At 66.8% G+C, this 23,745-nt stretch carries 20 protein-coding genes and 1 riboswitch; of the genes, 11 read left to right on the top strand and 9 right to left on the bottom strand.

Features of this window, described 5'->3' with window-relative positions; genetic code table 11:
• Window positions 1-2: 2 nt before the first annotated feature.
• Genes thiS through thiD form a run of 3 tightly spaced genes read right to left on the bottom strand, consistent with a single transcriptional unit; the run spans window position 3 to window position 1,982 of the window.
• A complete protein-coding gene (gene thiS / locus PMES_RS12470; protein WP_159966057.1) occupies window positions 3-200 on the bottom strand; it encodes a sulfur carrier protein ThiS in 198 nt (65 codons plus the stop codon).
• Window positions 184-1,182, bottom strand: coding sequence for an FAD-dependent oxidoreductase (locus tag PMES_RS12465; protein WP_159966056.1), 999 nt, complete (start codon window positions 1,180-1,182; stop codon window positions 184-186). The genes thiS and PMES_RS12465 overlap by 17 nt, the downstream gene beginning before the upstream one ends.
• A complete protein-coding gene (gene thiD / locus PMES_RS12460; protein WP_159966055.1) occupies window positions 1,179-1,982 on the bottom strand; it encodes a bifunctional hydroxymethylpyrimidine kinase/phosphomethylpyrimidine kinase in 804 nt (267 codons plus the stop codon). Before thiD ends, PMES_RS12465 begins: the two co-directional genes overlap by 4 nt.
• Before the next feature lie 53 nt (window positions 1,983-2,035).
• Window positions 2,036-2,134: riboswitch (TPP riboswitch) on the bottom strand.
• 99 nt (window positions 2,135-2,233) lie between these two features.
• On the opposite strand from thiD, the gene PMES_RS12455 reads away from it, so the two are divergent.
• Window positions 2,234-3,016 carry a ZIP family metal transporter gene (locus tag PMES_RS12455; protein ID WP_159966054.1) on the top strand — a complete coding sequence of 261 codons (783 nt, stop codon included), beginning with the start codon at window positions 2,234-2,236 and terminating at the stop codon, window positions 3,014-3,016.
• 75 nt (window positions 3,017-3,091) lie between these two features.
• On the opposite strand, the gene PMES_RS12450 is transcribed toward PMES_RS12455, so the two are convergent.
• Window positions 3,092-4,462: a class II 3-deoxy-7-phosphoheptulonate synthase gene (locus PMES_RS12450; protein ID WP_159966053.1), complete on the bottom strand. Its 1,371-nt coding sequence runs from the start codon at window positions 4,460-4,462 to the stop codon at window positions 3,092-3,094.
• A 161-nt stretch (window positions 4,463-4,623) separates the two neighbouring features.
• On the opposite strand from PMES_RS12450, the gene PMES_RS12445 reads away from it, so the two are divergent.
• The 7 genes from PMES_RS12445 (at window position 4,624) to PMES_RS12415 (ending at window position 11,745) form a co-directional block, all read left to right on the top strand.
• Complete coding sequence (locus PMES_RS12445) at window positions 4,624-5,631, top strand: GlxA family transcriptional regulator (protein ID WP_159966052.1); 1,008 nt, start codon at window positions 4,624-4,626, stop codon at window positions 5,629-5,631.
• An 85-nt stretch (window positions 5,632-5,716) separates the two neighbouring features.
• Window positions 5,717-6,913, top strand: coding sequence for an ABC transporter substrate-binding protein (locus PMES_RS12440; RefSeq protein WP_159966051.1), 1,197 nt, complete (start codon window positions 5,717-5,719; stop codon window positions 6,911-6,913).
• 128 nt (window positions 6,914-7,041) lie between these two features.
• A complete protein-coding gene (locus PMES_RS12435; protein WP_159966050.1) occupies window positions 7,042-7,827 on the top strand; it encodes an ABC transporter ATP-binding protein in 786 nt (261 codons plus the stop codon).
• Window positions 7,828-7,909: 82 nt separating this feature from the next.
• A complete protein-coding gene (locus tag PMES_RS12430) occupies window positions 7,910-8,623 on the top strand; it encodes an ABC transporter ATP-binding protein (RefSeq protein WP_159966049.1) in 714 nt (237 codons plus the stop codon).
• 161 nt (window positions 8,624-8,784) lie between these two features.
• Complete coding sequence (locus PMES_RS12425; protein WP_159966048.1) at window positions 8,785-9,795, top strand: branched-chain amino acid ABC transporter permease; 1,011 nt, start codon at window positions 8,785-8,787, stop codon at window positions 9,793-9,795.
• Window positions 9,792-11,096, top strand: coding sequence for a branched-chain amino acid ABC transporter permease (locus PMES_RS12420; protein ID WP_159966047.1), 1,305 nt, complete (start codon window positions 9,792-9,794; stop codon window positions 11,094-11,096). The genes PMES_RS12425 and PMES_RS12420 overlap by 4 nt, the downstream gene beginning before the upstream one ends.
• A gap of 4 nt (window positions 11,097-11,100) precedes the next feature.
• Window positions 11,101-11,745 carry a nucleotidyltransferase family protein gene (locus PMES_RS12415; protein ID WP_268892421.1) on the top strand — a complete coding sequence of 215 codons (645 nt, stop codon included), beginning with the start codon at window positions 11,101-11,103 and terminating at the stop codon, window positions 11,743-11,745.
• A gap of 13 nt (window positions 11,746-11,758) precedes the next feature.
• On the opposite strand, the gene PMES_RS16940 is transcribed toward PMES_RS12415, so the two are convergent.
• From PMES_RS16940 to PMES_RS12400, 3 genes are all read right to left on the bottom strand, one after another.
• A complete protein-coding gene (locus PMES_RS16940) occupies window positions 11,759-14,239 on the bottom strand; it encodes a Hint domain-containing protein (protein ID WP_328809161.1) in 2,481 nt (826 codons plus the stop codon).
• 653 nt (window positions 14,240-14,892) lie between these two features.
• Window positions 14,893-16,341: an IMP dehydrogenase gene (guaB, locus tag PMES_RS12405; protein WP_159966044.1), complete on the bottom strand. Its 1,449-nt coding sequence runs from the start codon at window positions 16,339-16,341 to the stop codon at window positions 14,893-14,895.
• Between the two features lie 36 nt (window positions 16,342-16,377).
• The gene (locus PMES_RS12400) at window positions 16,378-17,277 is read right to left on the bottom strand and encodes an HpcH/HpaI aldolase family protein (protein ID WP_159966043.1); all 900 of its coding nucleotides are present in this window, start codon (window positions 17,275-17,277) and stop codon (window positions 16,378-16,380) included.
• A gap of 252 nt (window positions 17,278-17,529) precedes the next feature.
• On the opposite strand from PMES_RS12400, the gene PMES_RS12395 reads away from it, so the two are divergent.
• Genes PMES_RS12395 through PMES_RS12385 form a run of 3 tightly spaced genes read left to right on the top strand, consistent with a single transcriptional unit; the run spans window position 17,530 to window position 20,644 of the window.
• Complete coding sequence (locus PMES_RS12395) at window positions 17,530-18,546, top strand: C4-dicarboxylate TRAP transporter substrate-binding protein (RefSeq protein ID WP_159966042.1); 1,017 nt, start codon at window positions 17,530-17,532, stop codon at window positions 18,544-18,546.
• Between the two features lie 58 nt (window positions 18,547-18,604).
• Complete coding sequence (locus PMES_RS12390; protein WP_159966041.1) at window positions 18,605-19,234, top strand: TRAP transporter small permease subunit; 630 nt, start codon at window positions 18,605-18,607, stop codon at window positions 19,232-19,234.
• A gap of 9 nt (window positions 19,235-19,243) precedes the next feature.
• On the top strand, window positions 19,244-20,644 hold the full coding sequence (locus PMES_RS12385) for a TRAP transporter large permease (protein WP_159966040.1): 1,401 nt from the start codon (window positions 19,244-19,246) through the stop codon (window positions 20,642-20,644).
• Between the two features lie 187 nt (window positions 20,645-20,831).
• Here the strand turns inward: PMES_RS12385 and PMES_RS12380 are convergent, their stop codons facing one another.
• Together PMES_RS12380 and PMES_RS12375 are read right to left on the bottom strand one after the other, a co-directional pair.
• On the bottom strand, window positions 20,832-21,968 hold the full coding sequence (locus PMES_RS12380; RefSeq protein WP_159966039.1) for an ABC transporter ATP-binding protein: 1,137 nt from the start codon (window positions 21,966-21,968) through the stop codon (window positions 20,832-20,834).
• Window positions 21,969-21,989: 21 nt separating this feature from the next.
• Complete coding sequence (locus tag PMES_RS12375; protein ID WP_159966038.1) at window positions 21,990-23,657, bottom strand: alpha-glucosidase family protein; 1,668 nt, start codon at window positions 23,655-23,657, stop codon at window positions 21,990-21,992.
• Window positions 23,658-23,745 lie beyond the last annotated feature (88 nt).

Genomic DNA, 23,745 nt, shown 5'->3' with positions numbered 1-23,745 from the left:
GATCAGCCCCCCTGCCGCGGCGAGACGATTTCAAGCCGGTCGCCCTCCGAAAGCGTTGTCTGCGGCCGCGCCGTGGCGGGGACGAAGCGCTCGTTCAGCGCGGTCGCGATCTTGGCCTCGCCATAGCCCAGCTCGACAAGCGCGGCGTCCAGCCGGCTGGCACCAAGCTCGGCGGGGGCTCCATTAACCGTGATCTTCATCCATCACCTCCGGTTCGATATCGTTGCAGATCAGGTCAGCGGTCATCATCGCCATGGAGGGCGACAGAAGAAATCCGTGTCGGAACAACCCGTTGACATGGATATGCCCGCCCTTCTTGCGAATCCTCGGAAGGTTGTCGGGAAAGGCGGGACGTGCGTCGGAGCCGATCTCCAGCAGGTCCGCCTCCGCCAGTGCCGGGTGCAGCGCGTAGGCGGCGCTGAGCAGTTCGAGCACGCTGCGCACCCTTGGATGGCGCCGCTGGCTGCTTTCGATCTGCGTCGCGCCGATCATGAAGCGACCCTGGCCGCGCGGTACGACATAGAGCGGGTAGCGCGGATGCAGCAAGCGCACCGGACGGCCCAGACGCAGATCGCCGGAGCGCAGGATCGCCATCTCGCCGCGGACCCCCCGCAGATCCGGCAGGGCGGCGCTGGCGGCGAGCCCGCGCGCGTCGATCAGGGTGCCGGCCGAGGACTCCACCATCGGGTCGCGCCGCTCGACGGTGACGCCGCGCGCCTCGAGCCGAGCATGCAGAACCCCGAGGGCCGCGCGCGGATCGAGATGCGCCTCGCTTTCGATGAGGACGCCGCGCTCGAAGCGGCCGGCGAGGTCGGGCTCAAGGTGCCCGAGCGCCTCGGCATCCAGCATCCGCCCGCGCTCGACGCGGCGCGCAAACCGCTCCAACTCGCCCGCATCACGGTTCAGCGCGACAACCAGCGTGCCGCCGCGCGTCACCTCCGCGCCCTGCCTTTCCCACCAATCGGCCGCCTGGCGTCCAAGGCGGCGCACCGCCGGATCGGCGCTCTCGCCCTCGCATTCCGGCGCCAGCATTCCGCCCGCCCACCACGAGCAGCCATGCGGGCCGGGCGCCCCCGCCGGGTCGGCGATCCGCACCTTGACGCCGCGATCCACAAGCTCGGCCGCCAGCGTCAGGCCCGTCACCCCGGCGCCGGCGATCGTGACCTTTCGCAACTCGGTCATCCCCATATCCCGTGGAAATGGTGCACCGGTCCATGCCCGCGCCCGATCCCCAGACCCGCGCCCGCGCGGATCGCGTGATGCAGCCAGTCATGCGCCCGGCCGATGGCCGCCACGAGATCATGCCCGAGCGCCAGTTCCGCCGCGATCGCCGAGGAAAGGGTGCAGCCGGTGCCATGCGTGTGAGGCGTCTCGATCCGGGGCGCGGTGAACCGCAGGCTGGTCTCGCTCGTTACCAGCAGATCGACGCAGTCAGGACCGGACCCATGCCCACCCTTCATCAGCACGGCGCGCGGGCCGAGACGCAGGAGCGCCCGGCCCTGCCGTTCGGCCTCCTCCACGCTCGCAGCCTCGCCCGTGCCGAGCAGGCACGCCGCTTCCGGCAGGTTGGGCGTCAGGAGCGCCGCGAGGGGCAACAGGCGCGTTCGCAGGCTTTCCCGCGCGGTCGCGGCGAGCAGCGCATCGCCGGACTTCGCCACCATCACCGGATCGAGGACGAGCGGACCGCGGTAGTCGGCAAGCGCATCCGCGACCGCGTCGATCACCGGGACATCGGCCAGCATGCCGATCTTGATGGCATCTGGCGGAATATCCCCGAGCACGGAGCCGATCTGGGCGGTTATCATCGCCGGCGAGACCACGGAGACGGCCTGCACGCCCTGGGTATTCTGGGCGGTGATCGCGGTGATCGCGCTGGTGCCGAAGACACCCCGCGCCGAGAAGGTCTTCAAGTCGGCCTGGATGCCGGCGCCTCCGCCGCTATCCGATCCCGCGATTGTCAACGCTGTTCTGGCGCGTGGCATGCTCGTCTCGCTCTGTGCCCGAAGATGGCACGAAGCAAGGGGGTGACAATCGTCCCCGGCCATGCTCCGTTCCCTCCGCCGGAATTGCCCGGATCAGGTTCGATGGGTTGACTGACGCCTCTCAGCCCTCTCGGGCACCCCAACGGATCGTGGCAAACCTAATGGCAGGCTCGCGACTGCGCAAGGGTCGCGCGCCGCGCGGCGACACAACCGCCGGCATTCCGCCGGCGCAGCAAGGAAGTTAGTGACCTATGGAAGATCTCTCACCCGTGATGCTCGGGTTTCTCGGCAGCCTCGCGGCGGGCGTGATGACAGGGGTAGGCGCCCTGCCCGTCCTCTTCGGCCGTGCTCCGGGGCGGGCGACGCGCGATCTGCTGCTCGGGTTCGCCGCCGGCGTGATGCTTTCGGCCTCGTTCTTCTCGCTCATCATCCCGGCGCTCGATGCGGCCGAGGGGCGCCACGGCGACGGGCCGATCCCTGCCGCCATCGTCGCCGCGGCGATCCTTCTCGGGATGGGCGCGATCGCCCTGATGAACGACGCGTTGCCGCATGAGCATTTCAGGACCGGACGCGAGGGACCAGCCTCCGTTTCCTTGCGCCGGGTCTGGCTCTTCATCGCCGCGATCACGATCCACAATGTGCCCGAAGGGCTTGCGGTGGGGGTCGGCTTCGGCGGCGGGGGCTTCGCGGCGGGGTTCCCCCTGGCGCTCGGGATTGGCCTTCAGAATGCGCCAGAAGGCCTGGCCGTTGCGGTTTCGCTCCTGGGAGAGGGATACAACCGGCGAACCTCGTGGGGCATCGCGGCACTCACCGGGCTGGTCGAGCCGATCGGCGGGTTGATCGGCGCGGGAGTGATGGGGGTCGCCGAGCCGATCCTGCCCTGGGGGCTCGCCTTCGCCGCCGGCGCGATGATCTATGTCATCAGCCACGAGATTATTCCCGAAACGCACCGCAACGGGCATCAGCGGCGCGCCACCTTCGGTCTCGCGATCGGGCTTGTCCTGATGCTGTTCCTCGATGTCTGGCTTGGATGACGTGCCCGCCTCCACGCCGGAACGAAAACGGCGCGGCCCGGTGGGGCCGCGCCGTGCGATTGGCAAAGGCCGCGCTCAGACGGCCGCGGCGGCTTGGCGCATGTCACGCCGGCTCGACAGCTGCTCGGCGACGAGGAAGGCCAGCTCGAGCGCCTGGCTCGCATTAAGGCGCGGATCGCAGGCGGTGTGATAACGGTCCGACAGGTCCTCGTCCGTCACGGCGCGCACGCCGCCGGTGCACTCGGTCACGTCCTTGCCCGTCATCTCGAAATGCACCCCGCCCGGCACCGTGCCTTCGGAATCGTGCACCGTGAAGAACTCCTGCACCTCGCGCAGTACCGACTCGAAGGGCCGCGTCTTGTAACCCGAGGCGCTCTTGATCGTGTTGCCGTGCATCGGATCGCAGGACCAGACGACATTCGCGCCCTCTTCCTCGACCGCGCGAATGAGCTTGGGCAGATGGTCGCCCACCGTGCCCGCCCCGAAGCGCGCGATCAGGGTGAGGCGCCCGGCCTCGTTCTGCGGGTTCAGCGTGCCCATCAGCCGCTTGAGGTCATCGGTGGTGATCGAGGGGCCGCATTTCAGGCCGATCGGGTTGGCCACGCCGCGGCAGAACTCGACATGCGCGCCGTCGACCTGCCGGGTGCGGTCGCCGATCCAGATCAGGTGCCCCGAGCCGGCGATGGTCTGGCCGGTCGTCGAATCGACCCGTGTCAGTGCCTCTTCGTATTCCAGCAGGAGAGCCTCGTGGCTGGTGTAGAAATCCACCGTCGACAGCTCGTGGTTGGTCTCGCCGGTCAGGCCCGCGGCGGACATGAAATCGAGCGTATCCTGGATCCGTCCGGCCATGTCGCGGTATTTCTCGGCCTCGTCGCGGTCGGTAAAGCCGAGCGTCCAGGCATGGACCCGGTGCACATCGGCGAAACCGCCCTTCGAGAAGGCGCGCAGCAGGTTCAGCGTCGCCGCCGCCTGGGTGTAGGCCTCGAGCATCCGGTTGGGATCGGGGATCCGCGCCTCGGGGGTGAAATCGAAGCCGTTGATGATATCGCCGCGATAGCTCGGCAGCTCGGTGCCGCCCACGGTCTCGGTCGGCGCGCTGCGCGGCTTGGCGAACTGCCCGGCCATCCGCCCGACCTTCACGGTCGGCAGCTTGGCGCCGTAGGTCAGCACCATCGCCATCTGCAGCATCACCTTGAACGTGTCGCGGATGCCGTCGCCGGAGAATTCGGCGAAGCTCTCGGCGCAATCGCCGCCCTGCAGCAGGAAGGCACGGCCGGCCGCGACCTCGGCCAGCTCGGCCTTGAGGGTGCGCGCCTCGCCGGCGAAGACGAGGGGAGGATATTGCGACAAGCGGCGCTCCACCGCCTTCAGGGCAGCATCATCCGTATAGTCGGGCATCTGCACCCGCGGCTTGCTGCGCCAGTCGGTTTTCTGCCACTGGGTCATGTCGATCGTCCTCAGGCTATCTCAATTTCAACGAGGCACGATCATACGCCGGCGGGCGAGGGTTGCAAATGCCAAACGCGCCGCGGCGGCGGGGGCAAGTCCCGCTTGATCCCCCTCGGCAAACCTGTTTCGCTGCGGGCGAACATACCGAGGCAGGTGGAATGGAAAACGAGCGTTTCCGCGTGGATGTCACCTCTCAGGACGCGAAGCCGCGCCATTTCGTGTTCGTCCTGCTTCGGGAATTCTCGCTCCTGAGTTTCTCCTGCGCTTTCGAGACCCTGCGCCTTGCGAACCGGCTCTGCGCGCGCGAGCTCTACACGTGGCGCATCGTTTGCGAGGATGGCGGCCCGGTGCGGTGTTCGGCGGGAACGGAGTTCATTTCGGATGGCGGGCTCGATGAGCTGGGGCGCGACGATACGGTCCTGTTGTGCGGCGGGCTCGACATCGCGCAGGCTACGAGCCGCAAGCTGGTGAACTGGCTGCGGCGCGAGGCGCGGCGCGGGGTGCGGCTCGGCGGGCTGTGCACCGCCGCCCACACGCTGGCGCGCGCGGGCCTGCTGGACGGGCGCCGCGCCACGATCCACTGGGAAAACCACGACAGTTTCGCGGAGGAGTTCGATGAGGTGACCCTTACCAAGTCGGTCTACGTGGTCGACGGCCCCCGCTACACGACCGCCGGCGGCACATCCTCGATCGACCTGATGCTGCGCCTCATCGCCGACGATCACGGCGAGGAGCTTGCCAGCGCGGTGGCCGACCAGATGATCTATTCGTCGATCAGGACCGATCAGGACAGCCAGAGGCTCAGCGTGCCGACCCGCATCGGCGTGCGCCATCCCAAGCTGTCGCAGGTCATCCAGATCATGGAGGCCCATATCGAGGATCCGATCAGCCCGGCGATCCTGGCGCGCGATGTGGGCATGAGCACGCGGCAGCTCGAACGCCTGTTCAGACGCTACCTGAGCCGCTCGCCGAAGCGCTACTACATGGAGCTGCGATTGCAGAAGGCGCGCAACCTGCTGATGCAGACCGACATGAGCGTCATCAACGTGGCGCTCGCCTGCGGCTTCGCCTCGCCCTCGCATTTCTCCAAATGCTACCGGTCGCATTACGCGACCACCCCCTATCGCGAGCGCGGAGCGCATGGCGCGGGTCCGGTGCCGGGCTAGGCGGCCCCGGGCAAGGCGCCCTTCCCTTTTCGATATCGGCTGAATAGGTTGCCCGGCAGGACTTCGTCCAACCAGGGAGATACGAATGAAAAAACTGCTTCTTGCAACAGCTCTGACCGCCGCGGCGGGAACCGCGGTCCACGCCGAGAGCCACGACGGCCCGATCAAGATCGGCGTCATCCTGGGCTATACCGGACCGATCGAATCCCTGACGCCGCAGATGGCCGACAGCGCCGAGCTGGCGATGACCGAGATCAACGAGGGCGGCGGCCTGCTCGACGGGCGGATGCTCGAGCCAGTGCGCGCCGATTCCACCTGCATCGACAGCAGCGCGGCGACCGCGGCGGCCGAACGGCTCGTCACCTCCGATGGCGTCGCGGCGATCATGGGCGCCGACTGCTCGGGTGTCACCGGCGCGGTGCTCGCCAACGTGGCCGTGCCGAACGGTATCGTCATGATCTCGCCCTCCGCCACCTCGCCCGCCCTGTCCTCGGCCGATGACAACGACCTCTTCTTCCGCACCGCGCCCTCCGACGCCCGTCAGGGCGAGGTTCTGGCGCAGATCCTCAAGGATCGCGGCATCGAGGACGTCGCCGTTACCTATACCAACAACGATTACGGCAAGGGCCTGTCCGATAGCTTCGCCAGCAGCTTCGAGCAGAACGGCGGCACCGTGACGCTGAGCGCGCCGCACGAGGACGACAAGGCCGATTATTCCGCCGAGATCGGGGCACTCGCCTCTGCCGGCGGCGGCGCTCTGGTCGTGCTCGGCTATGCCGATAGCGGCGGCAAGGGCATGATCCGCGCAGCACTCGATTCGGGCGCCTTCGACACCTTCATGATGGGCGACGGAATGTTCGCCGAAAGCCTGATGAGCGATCTGGGATCGGACATGACCGGCAGCTTCGGCGCGGTCCCCTGGTCCGAGGGCGAGGGCACGGCGGCCTTCTCGAAGATCGCGGCCGATGCCGGGATCAACGGCGAGAGCACCTTCACCCGCGAGAGCTACGACGCGGCGGCGCTTCTGGCTCTTGCGATGCAGGCGGCCGGCTCCACGTCCTCGGACGCGTTCAAGTCCAAGGTCATGGATGTCGCCAACGCGCCCGGCGAGAAGATCATGCCCGGCGAGCTTGCAAAGGCGATCTCCATCCTCAAGGACGGCGGCGAGATCGATTATGTCGGCGCGACCAATGTCGAGCTCATCGGCAGCGGCGAGGCGGCAGGCACCTACCGCGAATACGAGATCAAGGATGCTGACTACTCGACGACCGGTTTCCGCTGATCTAAGGACGGTCCGACAAAAAAGCAGCCCGGTGCCTAGATGCGCCGGGCTGCTGAGTCATACAACACTCCGCGCCGAAGCCGGTGCCGGGACGAACACCGGGCCAAATGCCCGTGGGGGATGAGGATATGATTGCCGTCTCCGGCATCCACAAGCATTTCGGCGGGTTTCGCGCTGTCGACGGGGCAACGCTGAACATCGCCACCGGTTCCATCACGGGCTTGATCGGTCCGAACGGAGCCGGCAAGACGACCCTTTTCAACGTGATCGCCGGCACGCTCGCCCCGACTTCCGGGCGCATCGAGATGGACGGCGAGGACATCACCGGGCTGGCCCCGCACGAGCTGTTCCACAAGGGGCTGTTGCGCACTTTCCAGATCGCGCACGAGTTCGGCTCGCTCAGCGTGCGCGAGAACCTGATGATGGTGCCGCCCGCTCAATCGGGCGAGCGGCTCTGGTCGGCATGGTTCCACCGTGCCCGCATCGCCCGCGAGGAGGAGGCGCTGCTGCGCAAGGCCGACGAGGTCCTCGAATTCCTCACCATCGACCATCTCAAGGACGAGCGTGCCGGCAACCTGTCCGGCGGGCAGAAGAAGCTGCTCGAGCTGGGACGCACGATGATGGTCGATGCGAAGATCGTCTTTCTCGACGAGGTTGGCGCGGGGGTCAACCGGACCCTTCTGGGCACGATCGGCGACGCGATCCAGAGGCTCAACAAGGAGCGCGGCTACACGTTCTGCATGATCGAGCATGACATGGATTTCATCGGCCGCCTGTGCGACCCGGTGATCGTCATGGCGGAAGGACAAGTCATGGCGCAGGGCAGGATCGACGAGATCAAGGCCAACGAACAGGTGATCGAGGCCTATCTCGGCACGGGGCTGAAGAACAAGGCTGTCGCCGGCGCGCCGTGAGACCGCGGACGCCTCCGGCGGAGGTATTTGGAGCGAAGATGAAAAGACGGTGCGGAACGCGGCAGATCCCGGATATGCCACAATGAGCCAACCCTTCCTGATCGGTGAGGCGATGACCGGCGGCTATGGCGGCGGGGCGGATATCCTGCATGGCTGCACCATCGCGGTAGAGCGCGGCGAGATCGCCGTCATCGTCGGGCCGAATGGCGCCGGCAAATCCACCGCGATGAAGGCGCTCTTCGGGATGCTCGACCTGCGCGCGGGCGAGGTGCGGCTCGACGGGGTCTCCCTCGGGGCCACCAGTCCGCAGGAGCGGGTCGCGCGCGGCATGGGCTTCGTGCCGCAGACCCACAACATCTTCACCTCGATGAGCGTCGAGGAGAACCTCGAGATGGGTGCATTCCTCAGGCGCGACGACATCGCGCGGACGATCGCGCAAGTCTACGAGCTTTTCCCCATACTCGGCGACAAGCGCCATCAGCCGGCGGGCGAGCTGTCGGGCGGGCAGCGCCAGCAGGTCGCCGTCGGGCGGGCCCTGATGACGCAGCCCAGGGTTTTGATGCTCGACGAGCCGACCGCCGGGGTCAGCCCGATCGTCATGGACGAACTCTTCGACAGGATCATAGAAGTGGCCCGCACCGGGATCAGCATCCTCATGGTCGAGCAGAACGCCCGCCAGGCGCTCGAGATCGCCGATCGCGGCTACGTGCTTGTCCAGGGGGCCAACGCACATACCGGGACCGGGGCCGAACTGCTTGCAGACCCCGATGTCCGGCGCAGTTTCCTGGGAGGATGAGGATGCCGGAACGACAGTTTGCCCCCGATCCCCGGCGCGCCGCGCGGTGCCGGGGCGCCGGGGTTTGCGGCGGCGCCCTGCCCGATGGCCGTCCCGCCCGCAGCCTCCTCTTGCAGCCGCGCGCACACACCGCATGCGCGATACCGTCCGGAGACTGACATATGGACCTGCTCAACGCGCTTGTCGCACTCGCGAATTTCGTCCTGATCCCGGCGGCGGCCTATGGCGCGCAACTTGCGCTCGGGGCGCTCGGTGTCACTCTGATCTACGGCATCCTGCGCTTCTCGAACTTCGCCCATGGTGACACGATGGCCTTCGGTGCGATGGCGACGATCCTCGTCACCTGGGGGTTCCAGTCGCTTGGTTTGCATTTCGGCCCCCTGCCGACGGCGCTGCTGGCGTTGCCCATCGGCATCGCGGCCTGCGCGCTCTTCGTGCTTGGCACCGACCGCGCGGTCTACCGCTTCTACCGCAGGCAGAAAACCTCGCCGGTGGTGCTCGTCATCGTCTCGATGGGGGTGATGTTCATCATGAACGGCCTGGTCCGCTTCATCATCGGGCCCGATGACCAGTCCTTCGCCGATGGCGAGCGGTTCATCGTCAACGCGCGGGAGTTCAAGTCCTGGACCGGCCTCGAGGAAGGCCTGGCGCTGAAAACGAGCCAGGGGATCACCATCGTCGTGGCCCTGCTCACCGTGGCCGTCCTGTTCTGGTTCCTCAATCGCACCCGGACCGGCAAGTCGATGCGGGCCTTCTCGGATAATGAGGACCTGGCCCTGCTGTCGGGGATCAATCCCGAGCGCGTCGTCGCGATCACCTGGATCATCGTCGCGGCCCTCGCCACCATCGCCGGCACGCTCTACGGGCTCGACAAGTCGTTCAAGCCCTTCACCTATTTCCAGCTCCTTCTGCCGATTTTCGCCGCGGCGATCGTCGGCGGCCTCGGCAGCCCGATCGGGGCGATCGCCGGCGGTTTCGTCATCGCCTTCAGCGAGGTGATGATCACCTATGCCTACAAGAAGGTGCTGGGCTATGCCCTGCCCGGCGGCTGGGAGCCCGACGGCCTGGTGCAGCTGCTGAGCACCGATTACAAGTTCGCGGTCAGCTTCGTGATCCTGATCGTCGTCCTTCTCTTCCGCCCCACGGGCCTGTTCAAGGGGAAGTCGGTATGAGCCCGAACCTGCGCATCACCGGGCTTTTCGCCCTCGTCGCCCTGCTGATCATCGGCGCCGGCTTCCTGCAAAGCTGGAACGTCGCGCTCGGCATTCTCAACATGGGCCTGATCAGCGCGATCATGGCGCTGGGCGTGAACATGCAGTGGGGCTATGCCGGCCTCTTCAACGTGGGCGTCATGGGCTTCGCCGCGCTCGGCGGGCTCGGGGCCGTCCTCGTGGCGATGCCGCCCGTGAACGCGGCCTGGGCCGCCGGCGGCCTGCGGGTCCTGGCGGGCCTGGCGCTGGCGGTGGCAAGCATCGCGCTCGCGGTTCTCCTATGGCGCCGGATGCGGCCGAGCTGGACGCGCGGCGGCGCGGTGATGGCGTTGCTCTTCGCCGGTTTCTTCGCCTTCCGCGCGGTCTTCGACGGCGGCGTGGCCGCGATCGAGGCGGTCGATCCCGCCGCCACGGGGTATCTGGGCGGCCTCGGCCTGCCGGTGATCCTCGGCTGGCCCGCCGGGGCGCTCCTGGCGGCGGGCGCGGCATGGATCGTCGGCAAGACGGCGCTGGGCCTGCGCTCCGATTACCTCGCGATCGCCACGCTCGGCATCGCCGAGATCATCATCGCGGTATTGAAGAACGAGGATTGGCTCAGCCGGGGCGTCAAGAACGTCATCGGCCTGCCGCGCCCCGTTCCCTACGAGGTCGACCTGCGCGATTCGGAAGCCTTCGCCGCGCGCGCGCAGGATCTCGGCCTCGATGTCGTGACCGCGTCCTCGATCGCGGTCAAGCTCGCCTATGCGGGGCTTTTCGGGGTGGTCCTCGTCGCGCTTCTCTACCTGTCGGAAAGGGCCCTGCGCTCGCCCTGGGGCCGGATGATGCGGGCGATCCGCGACAACGAGACGGCCGCGCGCGCCATGGGCAAGAACGTGACCCGCCGCCACCTGCAGATCTTCATCCTCGGCTCGGCGGTCTGTGGATTGGCGGGCGCCATGATGACCACGCTCGACGGACAGCTCACGCCCGGAAGCTACCAGCCGCTTCGGTACACCTTCCTGATCTGGGTGATGGTGATCGTCGGAGGGTCGGGCAACAACTGGGGCGCGGTCCTTGGCGGCTTCCTCGTCTGGTTCCTGTGGGTCGAGGTCGAGCCGTTCGGCCTGTGGCTGATGCAGACCCTGACCGCGCCGCTTGCCGACGGTAGCGCGCTGAAGGAGCACCTCATCGACAGCGCGGCCCATATGCGGCTGCTCACGATGGGTATCATCCTCCTCGTGGTCCTGCGCTTCTCGCCGCGTGGCCTGATCCCGGAACGCTGAAAGGGTGCGTGCCGGAGCCCTTGTCGGCGCGATCCTCGCCGCCGGAGCCTCGTCGCGCATGCGAGGCGCCGACAAGCTTCTCGAACCGGTATCGGGGCAAGCGCTGCTCCTGCGCACGGTCATGGGGGCGCGCGCGGCACTTGGCGCGGTCCTCGTGACCCTGCCGCCGCCGGACACGCCCCGATGCGCCGCCAGACGCGATGCCCTGCGCGGCGCCGCCGACGAGACCGGCGGAACGCTCGAGATGGCTGCCGTGAAGGATGCGCAGGAGGGAATGGCCGCTTCCCTGCGCCTCGCCGCGGCATGGGCCGAGAGCCGTCTTGGAAGTGGTTCCGGGGGGCTTCTGGTCGCGATGGCCGACATGCCCGAGATCGATGCCGGCGCCTTCCGCGCCCTGCGCAGCGCCTGGGATGCCTCCGGCGGCACGCAGGTGATCCGCGCCGCGAGCGCGTCCGGGCGCCCGGGTCAGCCGGTGATCTTTCCGCGACGGCTTCTGCCGCGCCTTTCGCAGGTCACGGGCGACAGCGGCGGGCGCGCCATCCTGCGCGGCGAGGATGCGGCGCTCGTGCCGCTGCCGGGGGATGCCGCGCTGATCGATCTCGACACGCCGGAGGCATGGGCCGCGTGGCGCGCCGCGCAGCGCCCATGAGAGGCGTCGCGGCTCAGCGCGCCAGCAATTCCGCCTCGTGGCGCTTGAGGGTGCGCCGCGCCGAGCGATAGCCCTCGAGGGCGGGCGTTTCGGCCAGATCGGGGAACAGGGCGAAAATCTCGCGCCGCTGCGCGTCTCCGAGCCCCTTGAGCGTGTAATCGCCCGGCTGGAAGCTTTCCGTCCAGCTCCCGTCCGAAAGAACCACCTCGTGGTGATCGAACATGAAATGGATGTAGCATGCGCCAAGGGCCTCGACCGAGGTGATGCTGCTGCCATTGACCAGGTGTTTCGCGGCAACCAGCACCTCGCGCTCCTCGAAATAGAGCGCGGTCTGATCGTTGGCCACGAGCACGCGGTGATTGGGGCTGACCATCATGTCGCGCATCGGCATCCCGTTACCGAGCGCGCCCTGGCGGATCAGGACGGGACGCAGATGGGGCTGCCGCGTCAGGTCGCGGAACCCCAGGCGCCGCGCCCCAACCCAGCGAATTTCCTGGAAGCCGTTATCCCGCGTGATGATCCGGTCGCCCTCGCGCAGATCCTCAACCAGCCGTTCGCCGGAGGCCGTTGCGATGAGGCTGCCCGGCGTGAAGCAGGGAATGATGTTCTCGATGTTCTCGAAGGTCAGCCGCCCGGTTTCGGCGCCGTCCGCCCCGAGATAGACAACCTCGCCATCGAAGCCGTTGCCGTCGCTGTCACCACGCAGGTTGTCGAGCCTGAAACCGCCTTCGCCGAAGGACCCCGACAGGTCGAGCTGGTCATAATCGACACCCGTACCGGGCGTGGCGCCAGAGCCGCCCAGAACGGTATCGCCCGCGTTCAGCCCGTCGAAGCGGTCGGCATCGTCGCCGCCGCGAAGCAGATCATTCCCCGCGCCGCCCGTCAGCCTGTCGGCCCCGGCGCCCCCGACGAGCGTATCGTCGCCGGCTCCGCCATCGAGCGTATCGTCACCGTCATCGCCCGACAGGCTGTCGCGCCCGTCCTCGCCATAAAGAACATCGTCGCCCGCTCCGCCGATCAGCGTGTCGTCGCTGCCACCGGCCGCGGCGGCGGGTGCCGCATCGAAATAGACATCGGTGACGTTGATCCCGCTATCGGCTTCACCGAACTGCTCATGCTCGATCTCGATCCGGCCGACGGGGCCGGCGATCTCGACCAGGACCGAATGCCGGGGCGAGGCGTCGGGCTCGTTGCCGCCGAGGCTCCGGGCGGTCTCGGCGCCGCTCACCCCGTCCTCGTCGGTGAGCGCGACGCCCGCGCCCCCGGTCAGCGTGACCTCGATCGGCGCGCCTGAAGGATCGAAGGCCCGGACGACGGCGGCGCCGTCATTGTCGATGTCGTTGATCCTGAAGGCGACATTCCGCGCCTCCGTCGAGAAATCGAGCGCGTAGACCCCTCTCGCGCCCGGGGCGGAATTGGTCAGGCTGAGCGAGCTGAGCGCATCGACCTCCTCGCCGCCGCCATCGATGCCATCGACATTCTGCGGGCTGCCCTGAAAACTGGCGCCGGCCGGGCCGCTGCTTTGCAGCACCGAGAATGTCACCGTGGCATTGCCGGTGTCCTGGCTGAACCCGGAGATCGCATCGCCGTTGTCGATCGCGCCGCCATCATCGGGATCGGGCGCACGGTCCCATTCGAAGCTTTCGCGCGCGGCGGGGGTCGCCGGTGATCCGCTTTCGCCTGCATCGCCGCGGATCGTATCGTCGCCCGCCTCGCCGCGCAGCAGGTCGTCGCCCGCCCCGCCGCGCAGCAGATCGTTGCCCGCCCCGGCCGCAACCGTGTCGTTGCCGGCGCCAGCCTCGACGATATCGTCATCCGATCCGGCACGGCCGAAGATCGCGTCGCCCGCATCGATCCTGTCGCCCTCGGGATCGCCGCGATAGGCCAGGTCGATCAGGTCGTCCCCGGCGCTACCCTCGACGATCCCGTCGCCGGCCGTCGCCGCCGCGCCGTCGCCGCCATCATCGAAGCGCATATCGCTGATGCCGATGATCCCGGACCGGTCGGCGCTGTCGCCATGGGCGAAAACGATCTCGAGACTGACGATCTCGCCCGGAATGGTGACGCCGACGCTGCCGGCCTCGCCCGCCCCCGAAAGGCCGTCCTCGGCCGCATCGCGGTCCGATTCCACGCTGTTGCCCTCGATCCGGTGCCCGCCCGCCGAGGTGAAGACCGGCATGACCAGCTCGCCATCGGCATTGCGTGCGACGACGCTGACCCTGTCGTCGAAGCAGGGATGGCCATCCACATCGTAAAGCTCGAACGAGATGTTCGAGACGGGCCTGTCGAAGGACATCGCGGCGGTGATGTCGGACATGCCGCCATCCGCGCGCAGGGCCTCTCCACCCCATTCGGGCCGCGAGGTGATGCGGAACTCCTGCCCTTCCGAGTTTTGCGGAGTCGAAACCGTGACATTCACATCCTCCCCGCCGGGCCCGGGAACCGCGCTCGTGCCATCGGCAGACATGTTGGACCAGTCGATCAGGTAGGACATCGTCGCACTCCTCATGCCGCGCGGAGGCCGGCATGCCGGCGGGCGGGGCAGCAAACTCGAACATGCAAGGCCATGTCGCCCTGCGGGATGCCCCGGCGGGCGCCGTGGGCCTTCCGAGAGGACCCGGGCCGGTTACCGCGTCAGCCGGGTCGGCCGGGTGCATTCCCTTTGTTTCAAATTAGCGCGTCACGTCGGTCGACCAAAGCGAATAATGGCGCAATGATGGCCGAATGCGGCCTGCGGGATGGCGGGGCGCGGAGTGATGATGCGTGATCCATCCCGATGGCACGCATCGGGCCAGCGTCTGCGCCATCGCCCATGCGTGCCGGATTGTCGAACGGGAACGAAGGCTTGAGGGGAAGCGGTGCCGCGCCTTGCCAAGAGATGCGCGGCGCGGCGCATGGAAGCGCGGCTTGAAAGGCTTGCCCGAATGACGCCGCAATCGTTAACGCAGCAGCGGAAGGCGACCGCCCGGCCATGGTCGCGCCCGCACCGCGATTGTTTCGCGCGGATGGCCAGTCCCGCAGTCAGCCCGAACATTGCAGCAATACGGGAAACGATCGCTGCGATTCGGGCCAACAGGCTGGGAGGGCATTATCATAGGGCATTGGCCTCGGCGGGCCGGACACGATGTTCCGGCCCGCCATTTCACCTTAACCGATGCGATAGTTCGGCGACTCGCGGGTGATCTGCACGTCGTGCACGTGGCTTTCGCGCAGACCGGCATTCGTGATCTTCACGAAATTGCAATTGGCGCGCATTTCCTCGACCGTGGCGCAGCCGGTATAGCCCATGGCCGCGCGAAGACCACCGACGAGCTGGTGCAGGACCGCCGTCGCCGATCCCTTGTAGGCCACCTGCCCCTCGATCCCCTCGGGCACCAGCTTGTCGCTCGCCGCGTCCTTCTGGAAGTACCGGTCCGCCGAACCCCGCGCCATCGCGCCGAGGCTGCCCATGCCGCGGTAGCTCTTGAACGAGCGGCCCTGGTAGAGAATGACCTCGCCGGGGCTCTCGTCGGTGCCGGCGATCATGCTGCCGACCATGGCGCAGGACGCCCCGGCCGCGATCGCCTTGGCGAAATCGCCCGAGAACTTGATGCCGCCATCAGCGATGACCGGAACGTCGCCGGCTCCCGCCACCGTGTCCATGATCGCCGTGAGCTGCGGCACGCCCACACCCGCGACCATCCGCGTCGTGCAGATCGAGCCCGGACCGATCCCGACCTTGATCGCATCGGCGCCGGCATCGATCAGCGCGCGTGCCGCCTCGCCCGTGGCCACGTTGCCGGCGATGATCTGCACCTCGTTCGACAGGGACTTGGCGCGGCGCACGGCCTCCGCGACCCCCTCCGAATGCCCGTGTGCCGTATCGATGACAACGATATCGGCTCCTGCCTCGACGAGCGCGGCGGAGCGCTCATACCCCGCCTCCCCAACCGTCGTCGCCGCCGCGACCCGCAGCCGGCCGAGCGCGTCCTTGCATGCCATCGGGTTGATGACCGCCTGCTCACTGTCCTTGAGGGTGAGGAGTCCCGTCAGCTTGCCCTGACCATCGGTGACCAGCAACTTCTCGATCCGGCGCTCCTTCATCAGCAGCCTCGCGCGGTCGAGATCGGCGGGCTCCTGCAGCAGCGCGAGCCTGTCCGATGTCATCATCGTGCGCACGGGCGTCGCGTCGTCGCTGGCAAAACGCATGTCGCGGTTCGTCACGATCCCGACCACGCGGCCCGTCTCATCGACGACCGGAAAGCCCGTGACGCGGTATTGCTCCTGCAATGCCTTGGCATCGGCGAGGGTCTGATCGGGGCGAAGGGTGATCGGATTATAGACCACGCCGCTCTCGAAGCGCTTGACCCGGCGCACCTCGTCGGCCTGCGCCGCCACGTCGAGATTGCGGTGGATCACGCCGATCCCGCCGGCCTGTGCCATCGCGATGGCCATGCGGCTCTCGGTGACCGTATCCATGGCCGAGCTCAGGAGCGGGATGTTCATGGTGATGCTCTTGGTCACGCGGGTGCGGGTATCGGCCGTCGATGGCAGGACGGAAGACGCCGCGGGAACCAGCAAAACATCGTCGAAGGTGAGAGCCTCGCGAATCTCCATGGGATGCCTCCTTGGGAGTTTTCGTTTGGCGCTTCCCTATTTCACGGGGCGCATCGAAAGGAAAGGGCGAAAGCCATGCCACCCGCCCGCGGCGAACGGCGCCGTCTCCCATGCTCCTCCCGCCCCGGGCCCGCATCCGCCCGCCGGCGCGTCTTGAACTACAACATAGCCGCGTCCGCCGCGTCCTCCCACCGCTGGATCAGGCTCTTGCGCAGGAGCGAGATATCGTCGCCTGCCGAGATGAAAGTCGCGCCGAGCGCCGCGCATTTGCCCACGCCCCCCCTCGCTGGACGCGATCATCCCGAGGATCTTTCCGGCCTCCGTGACCGTGCGCGCGGCCTCGGTGATGGCGGCCTGCACCTGCGGCGCATTCGGCCGGCCGGTATGGCCCATCGAGGCGGCAAGATCGTCCGCTCCGACAAGAATGCCGTCGACACCCTGGCAGGCCGCGATCAATGGCAGGTTGCGCAGCGCCGTCTCGCTCTCGATCTGAACGAAGAGGCAGACCTCGTCATTGACCTCGCCCGCGCAATCATACACCGCACCGTAGCCGCTGGCGCGCGTATGGACCGTGCCGACGCGCCGGGTTCCCTGCGGCGGGTTGCGCATGGCCGCGGCCATCTCGGCTGCTTGCTCGGCCGTTTCCACCATGGGCACGACGATCGTCTGCACACCGAGGTCGAGCGCCTGCCGGATCATCTCGGAATCATTCCGCGGCACACGCAAGACAGGCAGGGCTTCGCTGTCCATCGCCTGCAACTGCGCGAGGACGCGGGACGTGTCGAAGGAGCCATATCCCCCATCGATGAGACACCAGTCGAACCCGGCGCGGGAGGCGATTTCCGCCGCGGCGGGATGGCCCAGCCCCATCCACAATCCGATCTTGACCCTTCCGTTCTTGAGGGCGTCCTTGAGCATGTTTCTCGGAAGTTGCATTCTGTCTCCTGCCTGTTCGGCGTTAGTAAGCATTCGGCACGAAGCATTCCAAGCAGGCAGGCCCGTGCCAAGGGGGGCGTCGAATACTGCCGCGCCACTCCGGCCCGCAAACCCCTCCGTCATCCTCACTGCCATGCCGGTCCCCGGATCCGCACGCAGCCGGGGGCGACATTCGGCATGGACACCTTGTCGCGCCTTGGTAGGTTACGAGGGCAACGCCGCCCCCGAGAGCGGCAAGTCTGGGAGGACATCATGAACAAAATGCTTAGCAGGACTGCGCTTGCGGCCATCTCCATCGCCTTTGCCGGCGAGGCGATGGCGGTCGAATGGAACGTCTCCGTCTGGGGCAAGCGCCGCGCCTTCACCGAACATGTCGAGAAACTCGCCGAGCTGGTCTCCGAGAAGACCGACGGCGAATTCACGATGAACATCTCCTATGGCGGGCTGTCCAAGAACACCGAGAACCTCGACGGGATCTCGATCGGCGCCTTCGAGATGGCGCAGTTCTGCGCGGGCTATCATCGCGACAAGAACCCTTCCATCACCGTGCTGGAGCTGCCCTTCATCGGTGTGAAGACGCTCGAGGAGGAGGTTGCGGTCAGCCATGCCATTTACGAGCATCCGGCCGTGAAGGAAGACCTCGCCCGTTGGAACGCGATGCCGCTGATGACCTCGCCGATGCCGCAATACAATCTCGTGGGCACCGGCGATCCGCGTGACACCCTCGCCTCCTTCGACGGGATGCGCGTGCGCGCCACGGGCGGCATCGGCAAGGCCTTCGAGATGGTCGGCGCGGTGCCGACCTCGGTGACCTCTTCGGAGGCGTATAACGCGATGGAATCGGGCGTCGTCGACACGGTCGCATTCGCGCCCCACGCGCATCTGAGCTTCCGCACCATCGACCAGGCCGAGTGGTGGACGACGAACCTCAACCCCGGCACCGTGAACTGCCCGATCGTCGTGAACACCGATGCCTACGAGGCGCTCAGCGACGAGCATCGCGAGGCGCTCGACAGCTCGGTCGAGGAGTCGATCGAGCATTACCTCGACAATTACGCCGAGCTCCTGGGCAAGTGGGAGAGCATTCTCGACGAGAAGGGCGTCAAGCGCGTCGAGTTCTCCGAGGAGGAGCTGGCCGAGTTCCGCAAGACCGCCGCCGACCCCGCGCGCGAGCAGTGGATCGAGGACATGTCCGCCCAGGGCCTGCCCGCGCAGGAACTCTACGACCTCGTCATGAGCACCCTCGAGGAGACCCGGTCGGGCAACTGATCGGCGCCGAAACCGCCGGGCAGGCCCGTCCTGCCCGGCCTCTCCAAGGAGTTCCGCCATGGCCGCCGGATCATCGGTGATCGAGGACCACACAGCCCTCAGCCGGCTCGACCGCAAGCTTGCCCGGCTCGAAAAGGTCATGGCCTTTCTCAGCGGCCTCGCGGTCTTCGGCATCATGCTGCTCGCCGTCGTCTCGGTGACCGGGCGCAACGGGTTCAACAGCCCCCTGCCCGGCTATGTCGACTGGATCGAGCAGTTGATGCCGCTGATCGCCTTCCTCGGCCTCGCCTATACGCAGCGCGACGGCACCCATATCCGCATGGACATCTTCGTGAGCCGGCTGCGCGGACGGATGCTCTGGGCGATCGAGTGGATCACGACGCTGATCACGCTCGCCGTTGTGCTGCTGCTGATCTGGGGAAGCTGGTCGCATTTCGGGCGCAGCTTCGATCTGGACGCGCCCCTATGGAGCCGCGACAGCTCGATCGACATCGCGATCCCGCTGTGGCCGACGAAATTGCTGGTGCCGGTCGCCTTCTCGGTCCTCGCGGCCCGCCTCGCGGTGCAGCTTTGGGGCTTCGGCCGCGCCTTCATGCAGAACGCCGTCGTGCCGGTTGCCGTCCCCCTCGTGAAAAGCGCCGCCGAACTGGCAGCGGAAGAGGCCGATCTTCTGGCCGACGACACCTAGGAAAACGCCATGGATTCCATCGAAATCGGCCTCGTCGTCTCGGGCCTTCTGGTTCTCGCCGTCATCCTGGGGATGCGCGTGGCCTTCGCGGCGGCGATGGCGGGGCTGCTCGGGCTGATCTGGATATTCTGGTCCAAGAAGGGCTATGACCCGTCCGAGTTGGGCTGGGCGCTCGGCGTCGCGGTCAAGACCGCCGGCCAGGTGCCCCATTCCAAGGTCGCGAGCCAGGCGCTCAGCCTGATCCCGACATTCATCCTGATCGGCTATCTCGCTTATTACGCGGGGCTCACACGCGCGCTCTTCGAGGCGGCAAAGCGCTGGTTCGGCTGGCTACCGGGCGGTCTTGCCGTCTCGACCGTCTTCGCCACCGCGGGCTTCGCGGCCGTCTCGGGCGCGTCGGTGGCGACCGCCGCCGTCTTCGCCCGCATCGCCATCCCCGAAATGCTCAAGATCGGCTACGACAAGCGCTTCGCGGCCGGTGTCGTGGCCGCCGGCGGGACCCTCGCCTCGCTGATCCCGCCGTCCGCGATCCTCGTCATCTATGCGATCATCGTGGAGCAGAATGTCGGGATGCTGCTGCTCGCCGGTTTCATCCCGGGGGCCTTCTCGGCACTGATCTACGCGTTGCTGATCGTCGGGATCGCCGTGGCCTTCAAGTCGGTCGGTCCGCCGGTGGGCGGCTATTCGTGGAAGCAGCGCTTCGCCGCGCTGCCGCCCGCCCTGCCGATCTTCTTCGTCATCGTCATCATCGTCTTCTTCGTCTACAACCCCTTCGGAGGTGACGCCTGGGGCACGCCAACCGAAGGCGGGGCGCTCGGGGCCTTCGTGGTCTTCCTGATGGCCCTCAAGCACGGCATGCGCTGGCAACAGTTCCGCGATGCCTTGCTCGAGACCGCCAAGCTCGCCGTGATGATCTTCGCCATCATCTGGGGCGTCCTGATCTACGTCCGCTTCCTCGGCTTCGCCGATCTGCCGGGTGCCTTTTCGGACTGGATCACCTCGCTCGACCAGTCGCCGATGCTGACGCTGGTGCTGATCCTGCTGGCCTACGCGGTGCTGGGCATGTTCATGGATGCGATCGGGATGCTGCTGCTGACATTGCCGGTCGTCTACCCGGCGGTCATGGCGCTCAATGGCGGCGAGTTCGTCAGCGCAGCCGACAGCGCCTTCGGCATGTCCGGACCGATGTGCGCCATCTGGTTCGGAATTCTGGTCGTCAAGATGGCGGAGTTCTGTCTCATCACGCCCCCCATCGGTCTCAACTGCTTCGTCGTGGCCGGCGTGCGTCCCGACATCTCGGTGCAGGACGTGTTCCGCGGCGTGATGCCCTTCTTCGTGGCCGATGCGCTGACCATCGCGGGGCTGATCGCCTTCCCGCAGATCGTCCTCTGGCTGCCATCCCTGGCCTGACCCAACGACCGCCGCGCGTCTCAAGGCCCGCGCTTCAAGGCCCGCGCTTCAAGGCCCGTGCGCGGCGGCGCGTCTGCCGAAGTCACCCGTCGGTCAAGCGCGCGCATACGAGAACGCCCGCGGCACCGGGATGCGCGGGCGTTCGATGCCAAAGGCGGACCGGGGACGCAGCAGCGCCCCCGGCGGGTCAGTGTACGGAAACCTTGAGGTTGCGGCTCGTCGCCGTCTTGCCCCCGTCGCGGTAGAGCAGCGAGGCGCCATCCTTGAAGATGTGCACCTTGGAGGGCACGGCGCCGAGCTTGACCGTCCTGCCACGCAGATCGGAATGGATCCCCGGGAGCTTGGCGATCACGGGTTCCTCGCTCCCGGTTTCGAAGTAGAGCAGCGTGACCTCGCCGAGCGCCTCGGTGATCCCCACCTTGCCCTCGTAGATATGCGTGCCGCTTCCATCCGTCTCGGCCATGTCCTCGGGCCGCACGCCGATATTGACCGCGGCACCCATATCCTCCTCGCGCGAGGGATAGTCCGACACGGCCATGCCGCCCCCGTCCATCTGCACCACGGTCCGCGCGCCGACCTCCGTGATCTTGCCGGGAAGCAGGTTCATCGCCGGCGAGCCGATGAACTGTGCCACGAACTCGTTCTCGGGCTTCTCGTAGAGCTGCAGCGGCGTGCCCACCTGCGCGATTCCGCCCCCCGCCAGCACCACGATCCGGGTCGCGAGCGTCATCGCCTCGACCTGGTCATGGGTGACGTAGATCATCGTGCTCTCCGGCATTGCCTCCTTGAGCTGCGCGATCTCGATCCGCGTCGCGACCCGAAGGGCCGCATCGAGGTTCGAAAGCGGTTCGTCGAAGAGATAGACCTTGGGATCACGCACGATCGAGCGGCCGATTGCGACCCGCTGTCGCTGCCCGCCCGACAAAGCCTTCGGCAAACGGTCGAGATAGGGTTCGAGTTGCAGGATGCGGGCCGCCTTCGAAATCGCGGCCTCGATCTCGTCCTTGCTCTTCTTGGCGATCTTCAGGGCAAAGGCCATGTTGTCGCGCACCGTCATATGCGGATAGAGCGCGTAGGACTGGAACACCATCGCGATGCCGCGCTGCGCGGGGGGCACGTTGTTGACCACCCGCCCGTCGATCTGCAACTCGCCGCCGGTGATCTTCTCGAGCCCCGCGATCATCCGCAGCAGCGTCGATTTTCCGCAGCCGGAGGGGCCGACGAAGACGATGAGCTCGCCGCGTTCGATCTCGAGGTTGATGTCGCTCAACACCTCGACATTCCCGTAGGCTTTCGCGACGTCCTTAAGCTTCAGATCGGCCATGTCAGTCTCTCTCCCCAAGCATCATTCGCCGCCGGCATTCGCATAGAAGGCCTGATAGGGCGGCAATGTGACCGTGTTCCCGTCATGCTGCGCGGTGAACGGCGCGCCGTCATCATGCGTCCAATTGCCTTCCGGAAGCGTGATCTGCTGTTCCGCCTGCGTCAGGTTGAAGGCGCAAAGAACCCTTTCGCCCTCATGCTCGCGGATCAGCACCAGCGCCTCGTCATCGGCGCGCGTCACCTTCAGCGTGCCTTTCGCAAGGGCCGGGCACGTTCTGCGGAACGCGATGAAGTCACGGTAGAAATGCAGGACGCTGTCCTCGTGGACCTCCTGCACGCTCACCGCGCGCTCGAGATGCTCGACCGCGATCGGCAGCCAGGGGCGCGCATCCGAGAAACCGCCATTGGTCTGCCGCCGGCCCCAGGGCATCGGCGTGCGGCAGCCGTCTCGGCCCTTGAACTTCGGCCAGAACTGCTTGCCGTAGGGATCCTGGAGATCCTCGTAGGCGACATAGGCTTCCGTCAGGCCAAGCTCCTCGCCCTGGTAAAGGCAGACCGTCCCCTTCATGCTCATCAGGATCGCGGCATAGAGCTTGCGCGCCTCCTCGTTGAGGTTCCAGCGGCTGGCATGGCGGACCACGTCATGGTTCGAGAAGGCCCAGCAGGCCCAGCCCTCGGTCACGATCCGGTCGAAGCGCTCGAGGACCGTCTTGATCCGGCTGCCGGAGGGAAACGCGGTCGACAGGAAGTCGAAATCATAGGCCATGTGCAGCAGGTCGTCGCTGGCGGTATATTCCGCCTGCACCTGCATGCCGCGCTGGCTCTCGCCGATCTCGCCAACGGAAGTGATTGCGGGATATTCCTCCATCACCGCGCGCAGGCGGCGCAGGAAGTCGAGATTCTCGGGCTGCGTCTTGTCGTAGAGGTGATCCTGAAAGTTGTAGGGGTTCACCGACGGGGCGGTGTTGTCGTTGCGCGCCTCGGGATCGAGCGGCGGGTTGTCGCGCAACTGCTTGTCGTGGAAATAGAAATTGACCGTGTCCAGCCTGAAGCCGTTGACCCCGCGCGCGAGCCAGTAGCGCGCCACGTCCAGCAGCTCGTCCTGAACCTCGGTGCAGTGGAAGTTCAGGTCAGGCTGCGCGGAGAGGAAATTGTGCAGGTAATACTGCATCCGCTCGCCGTCCCACTGCCACGCCGATCCGCCGAAGATCGACAGCCAGTTGTTGGGCGGCGAGCCATCGGGCTTGGGATCGGCCCAGACATACCAGTCCGCCTTAGCATTGTCGCGGCTGGAGCGGCTTTCCTTGAACCAGGGGTGATCGTTGCTCGTATGGCTCAGCACCAGGTCGATGAGGACCTTCAGTCCCAGCTCATGGGCGCGGTGCATCAGGGCATCGAAATCGCCCAGCGTGCCGAACATCGGATCGACATCGCGGTAATCGGAGACGTCGTATCCGAAATCGCGCATCGGCGAACGGAAGAACGGCGAAAGCCAGATCGCGTCGGCGCCGAGTTCGGCGATGTATTCAAGCCGGTGGATGATGCCGCTGAGATCCCCGATCCCGTCACCGTTGCCGTCCTGGAAGCTGCGCGGGTAGATCTGGTAGATCACCGCGCCGCGCCACCAGTCCTTGTCTATGGGTTTCGATCCGGCGGCGACGACGGATGCATTGTGTTCGACAAAACTCATTCAGTGTAAGCGTTAGCTGAACAGCACCAGCGGTTCAGCTTGACGGCTTGAAGTTCCACGGCAGCAGGTCGTCGAGGCGGCTTTGCGG

The sequence above is a fragment of the Profundibacterium mesophilum KAUST100406-0324 genome (assembly GCF_009835145.1).
Lineage (GTDB): Bacteria > Pseudomonadota > Alphaproteobacteria > Rhodobacterales > Rhodobacteraceae > Profundibacterium > Profundibacterium mesophilum.
The sequence above is the reverse complement of the archived record's forward strand: the minus strand, read 5'-3'. Positions and strand labels throughout refer to the sequence as shown.

Coding starts and splice junctions, on each gene's coding strand:
- PMES_RS12465 (WP_159966056.1), bottom strand. CDS start 1,182: ATGACCGAGTTGCGAAAGGTCACGATCGCCGGCGCCGGGGTGACGGGC.
- PMES_RS12445 (WP_159966052.1), top strand. CDS start 4,624: ATGGAAAACGAGCGTTTCCGCGTGGATGTCACCTCTCAGGACGCGAAG.
- PMES_RS12395 (WP_159966042.1), top strand. CDS start 17,530: ATGAACAAAATGCTTAGCAGGACTGCGCTTGCGGCCATCTCCATCGCC.
- PMES_RS12455 (WP_159966054.1), top strand. CDS start 2,234: ATGGAAGATCTCTCACCCGTGATGCTCGGGTTTCTCGGCAGCCTCGCG.
- thiS (WP_159966057.1), bottom strand. CDS start 200: ATGAAGATCACGGTTAATGGAGCCCCCGCCGAGCTTGGTGCCAGCCGG.
- PMES_RS12390 (WP_159966041.1), top strand. CDS start 18,605: ATGGCCGCCGGATCATCGGTGATCGAGGACCACACAGCCCTCAGCCGG.
- PMES_RS12380 (WP_159966039.1), bottom strand. CDS start 21,968: ATGGCCGATCTGAAGCTTAAGGACGTCGCGAAAGCCTACGGGAATGTC.
- PMES_RS12420 (WP_159966047.1), top strand. CDS start 9,792: ATGAGCCCGAACCTGCGCATCACCGGGCTTTTCGCCCTCGTCGCCCTG.
- thiD (WP_159966055.1), bottom strand. CDS start 1,982: ATGCCACGCGCCAGAACAGCGTTGACAATCGCGGGATCGGATAGCGGC.
- PMES_RS12425 (WP_159966048.1), top strand. CDS start 8,785: ATGGACCTGCTCAACGCGCTTGTCGCACTCGCGAATTTCGTCCTGATC.
- PMES_RS12435 (WP_159966050.1), top strand. CDS start 7,042: ATGATTGCCGTCTCCGGCATCCACAAGCATTTCGGCGGGTTTCGCGCT.
- guaB (WP_159966044.1), bottom strand. CDS start 16,341: ATGGAGATTCGCGAGGCTCTCACCTTCGACGATGTTTTGCTGGTTCCC.
- PMES_RS12375 (WP_159966038.1), bottom strand. CDS start 23,657: ATGAGTTTTGTCGAACACAATGCATCCGTCGTCGCCGCCGGATCGAAA.
- PMES_RS12385 (WP_159966040.1), top strand. CDS start 19,244: ATGGATTCCATCGAAATCGGCCTCGTCGTCTCGGGCCTTCTGGTTCTC.
- PMES_RS12400 (WP_159966043.1), bottom strand. CDS start 17,277: ATGCAACTTCCGAGAAACATGCTCAAGGACGCCCTCAAGAACGGAAGG.
- PMES_RS12440 (WP_159966051.1), top strand. CDS start 5,717: ATGAAAAAACTGCTTCTTGCAACAGCTCTGACCGCCGCGGCGGGAACC.
- PMES_RS12450 (WP_159966053.1), bottom strand. CDS start 4,462: ATGACCCAGTGGCAGAAAACCGACTGGCGCAGCAAGCCGCGGGTGCAG.
- PMES_RS16940 (WP_328809161.1), bottom strand. CDS start 14,239: ATGTCCTACCTGATCGACTGGTCCAACATGTCTGCCGATGGCACGAGC.
- PMES_RS12430 (WP_159966049.1), top strand. CDS start 7,910: ATGAGCCAACCCTTCCTGATCGGTGAGGCGATGACCGGCGGCTATGGC.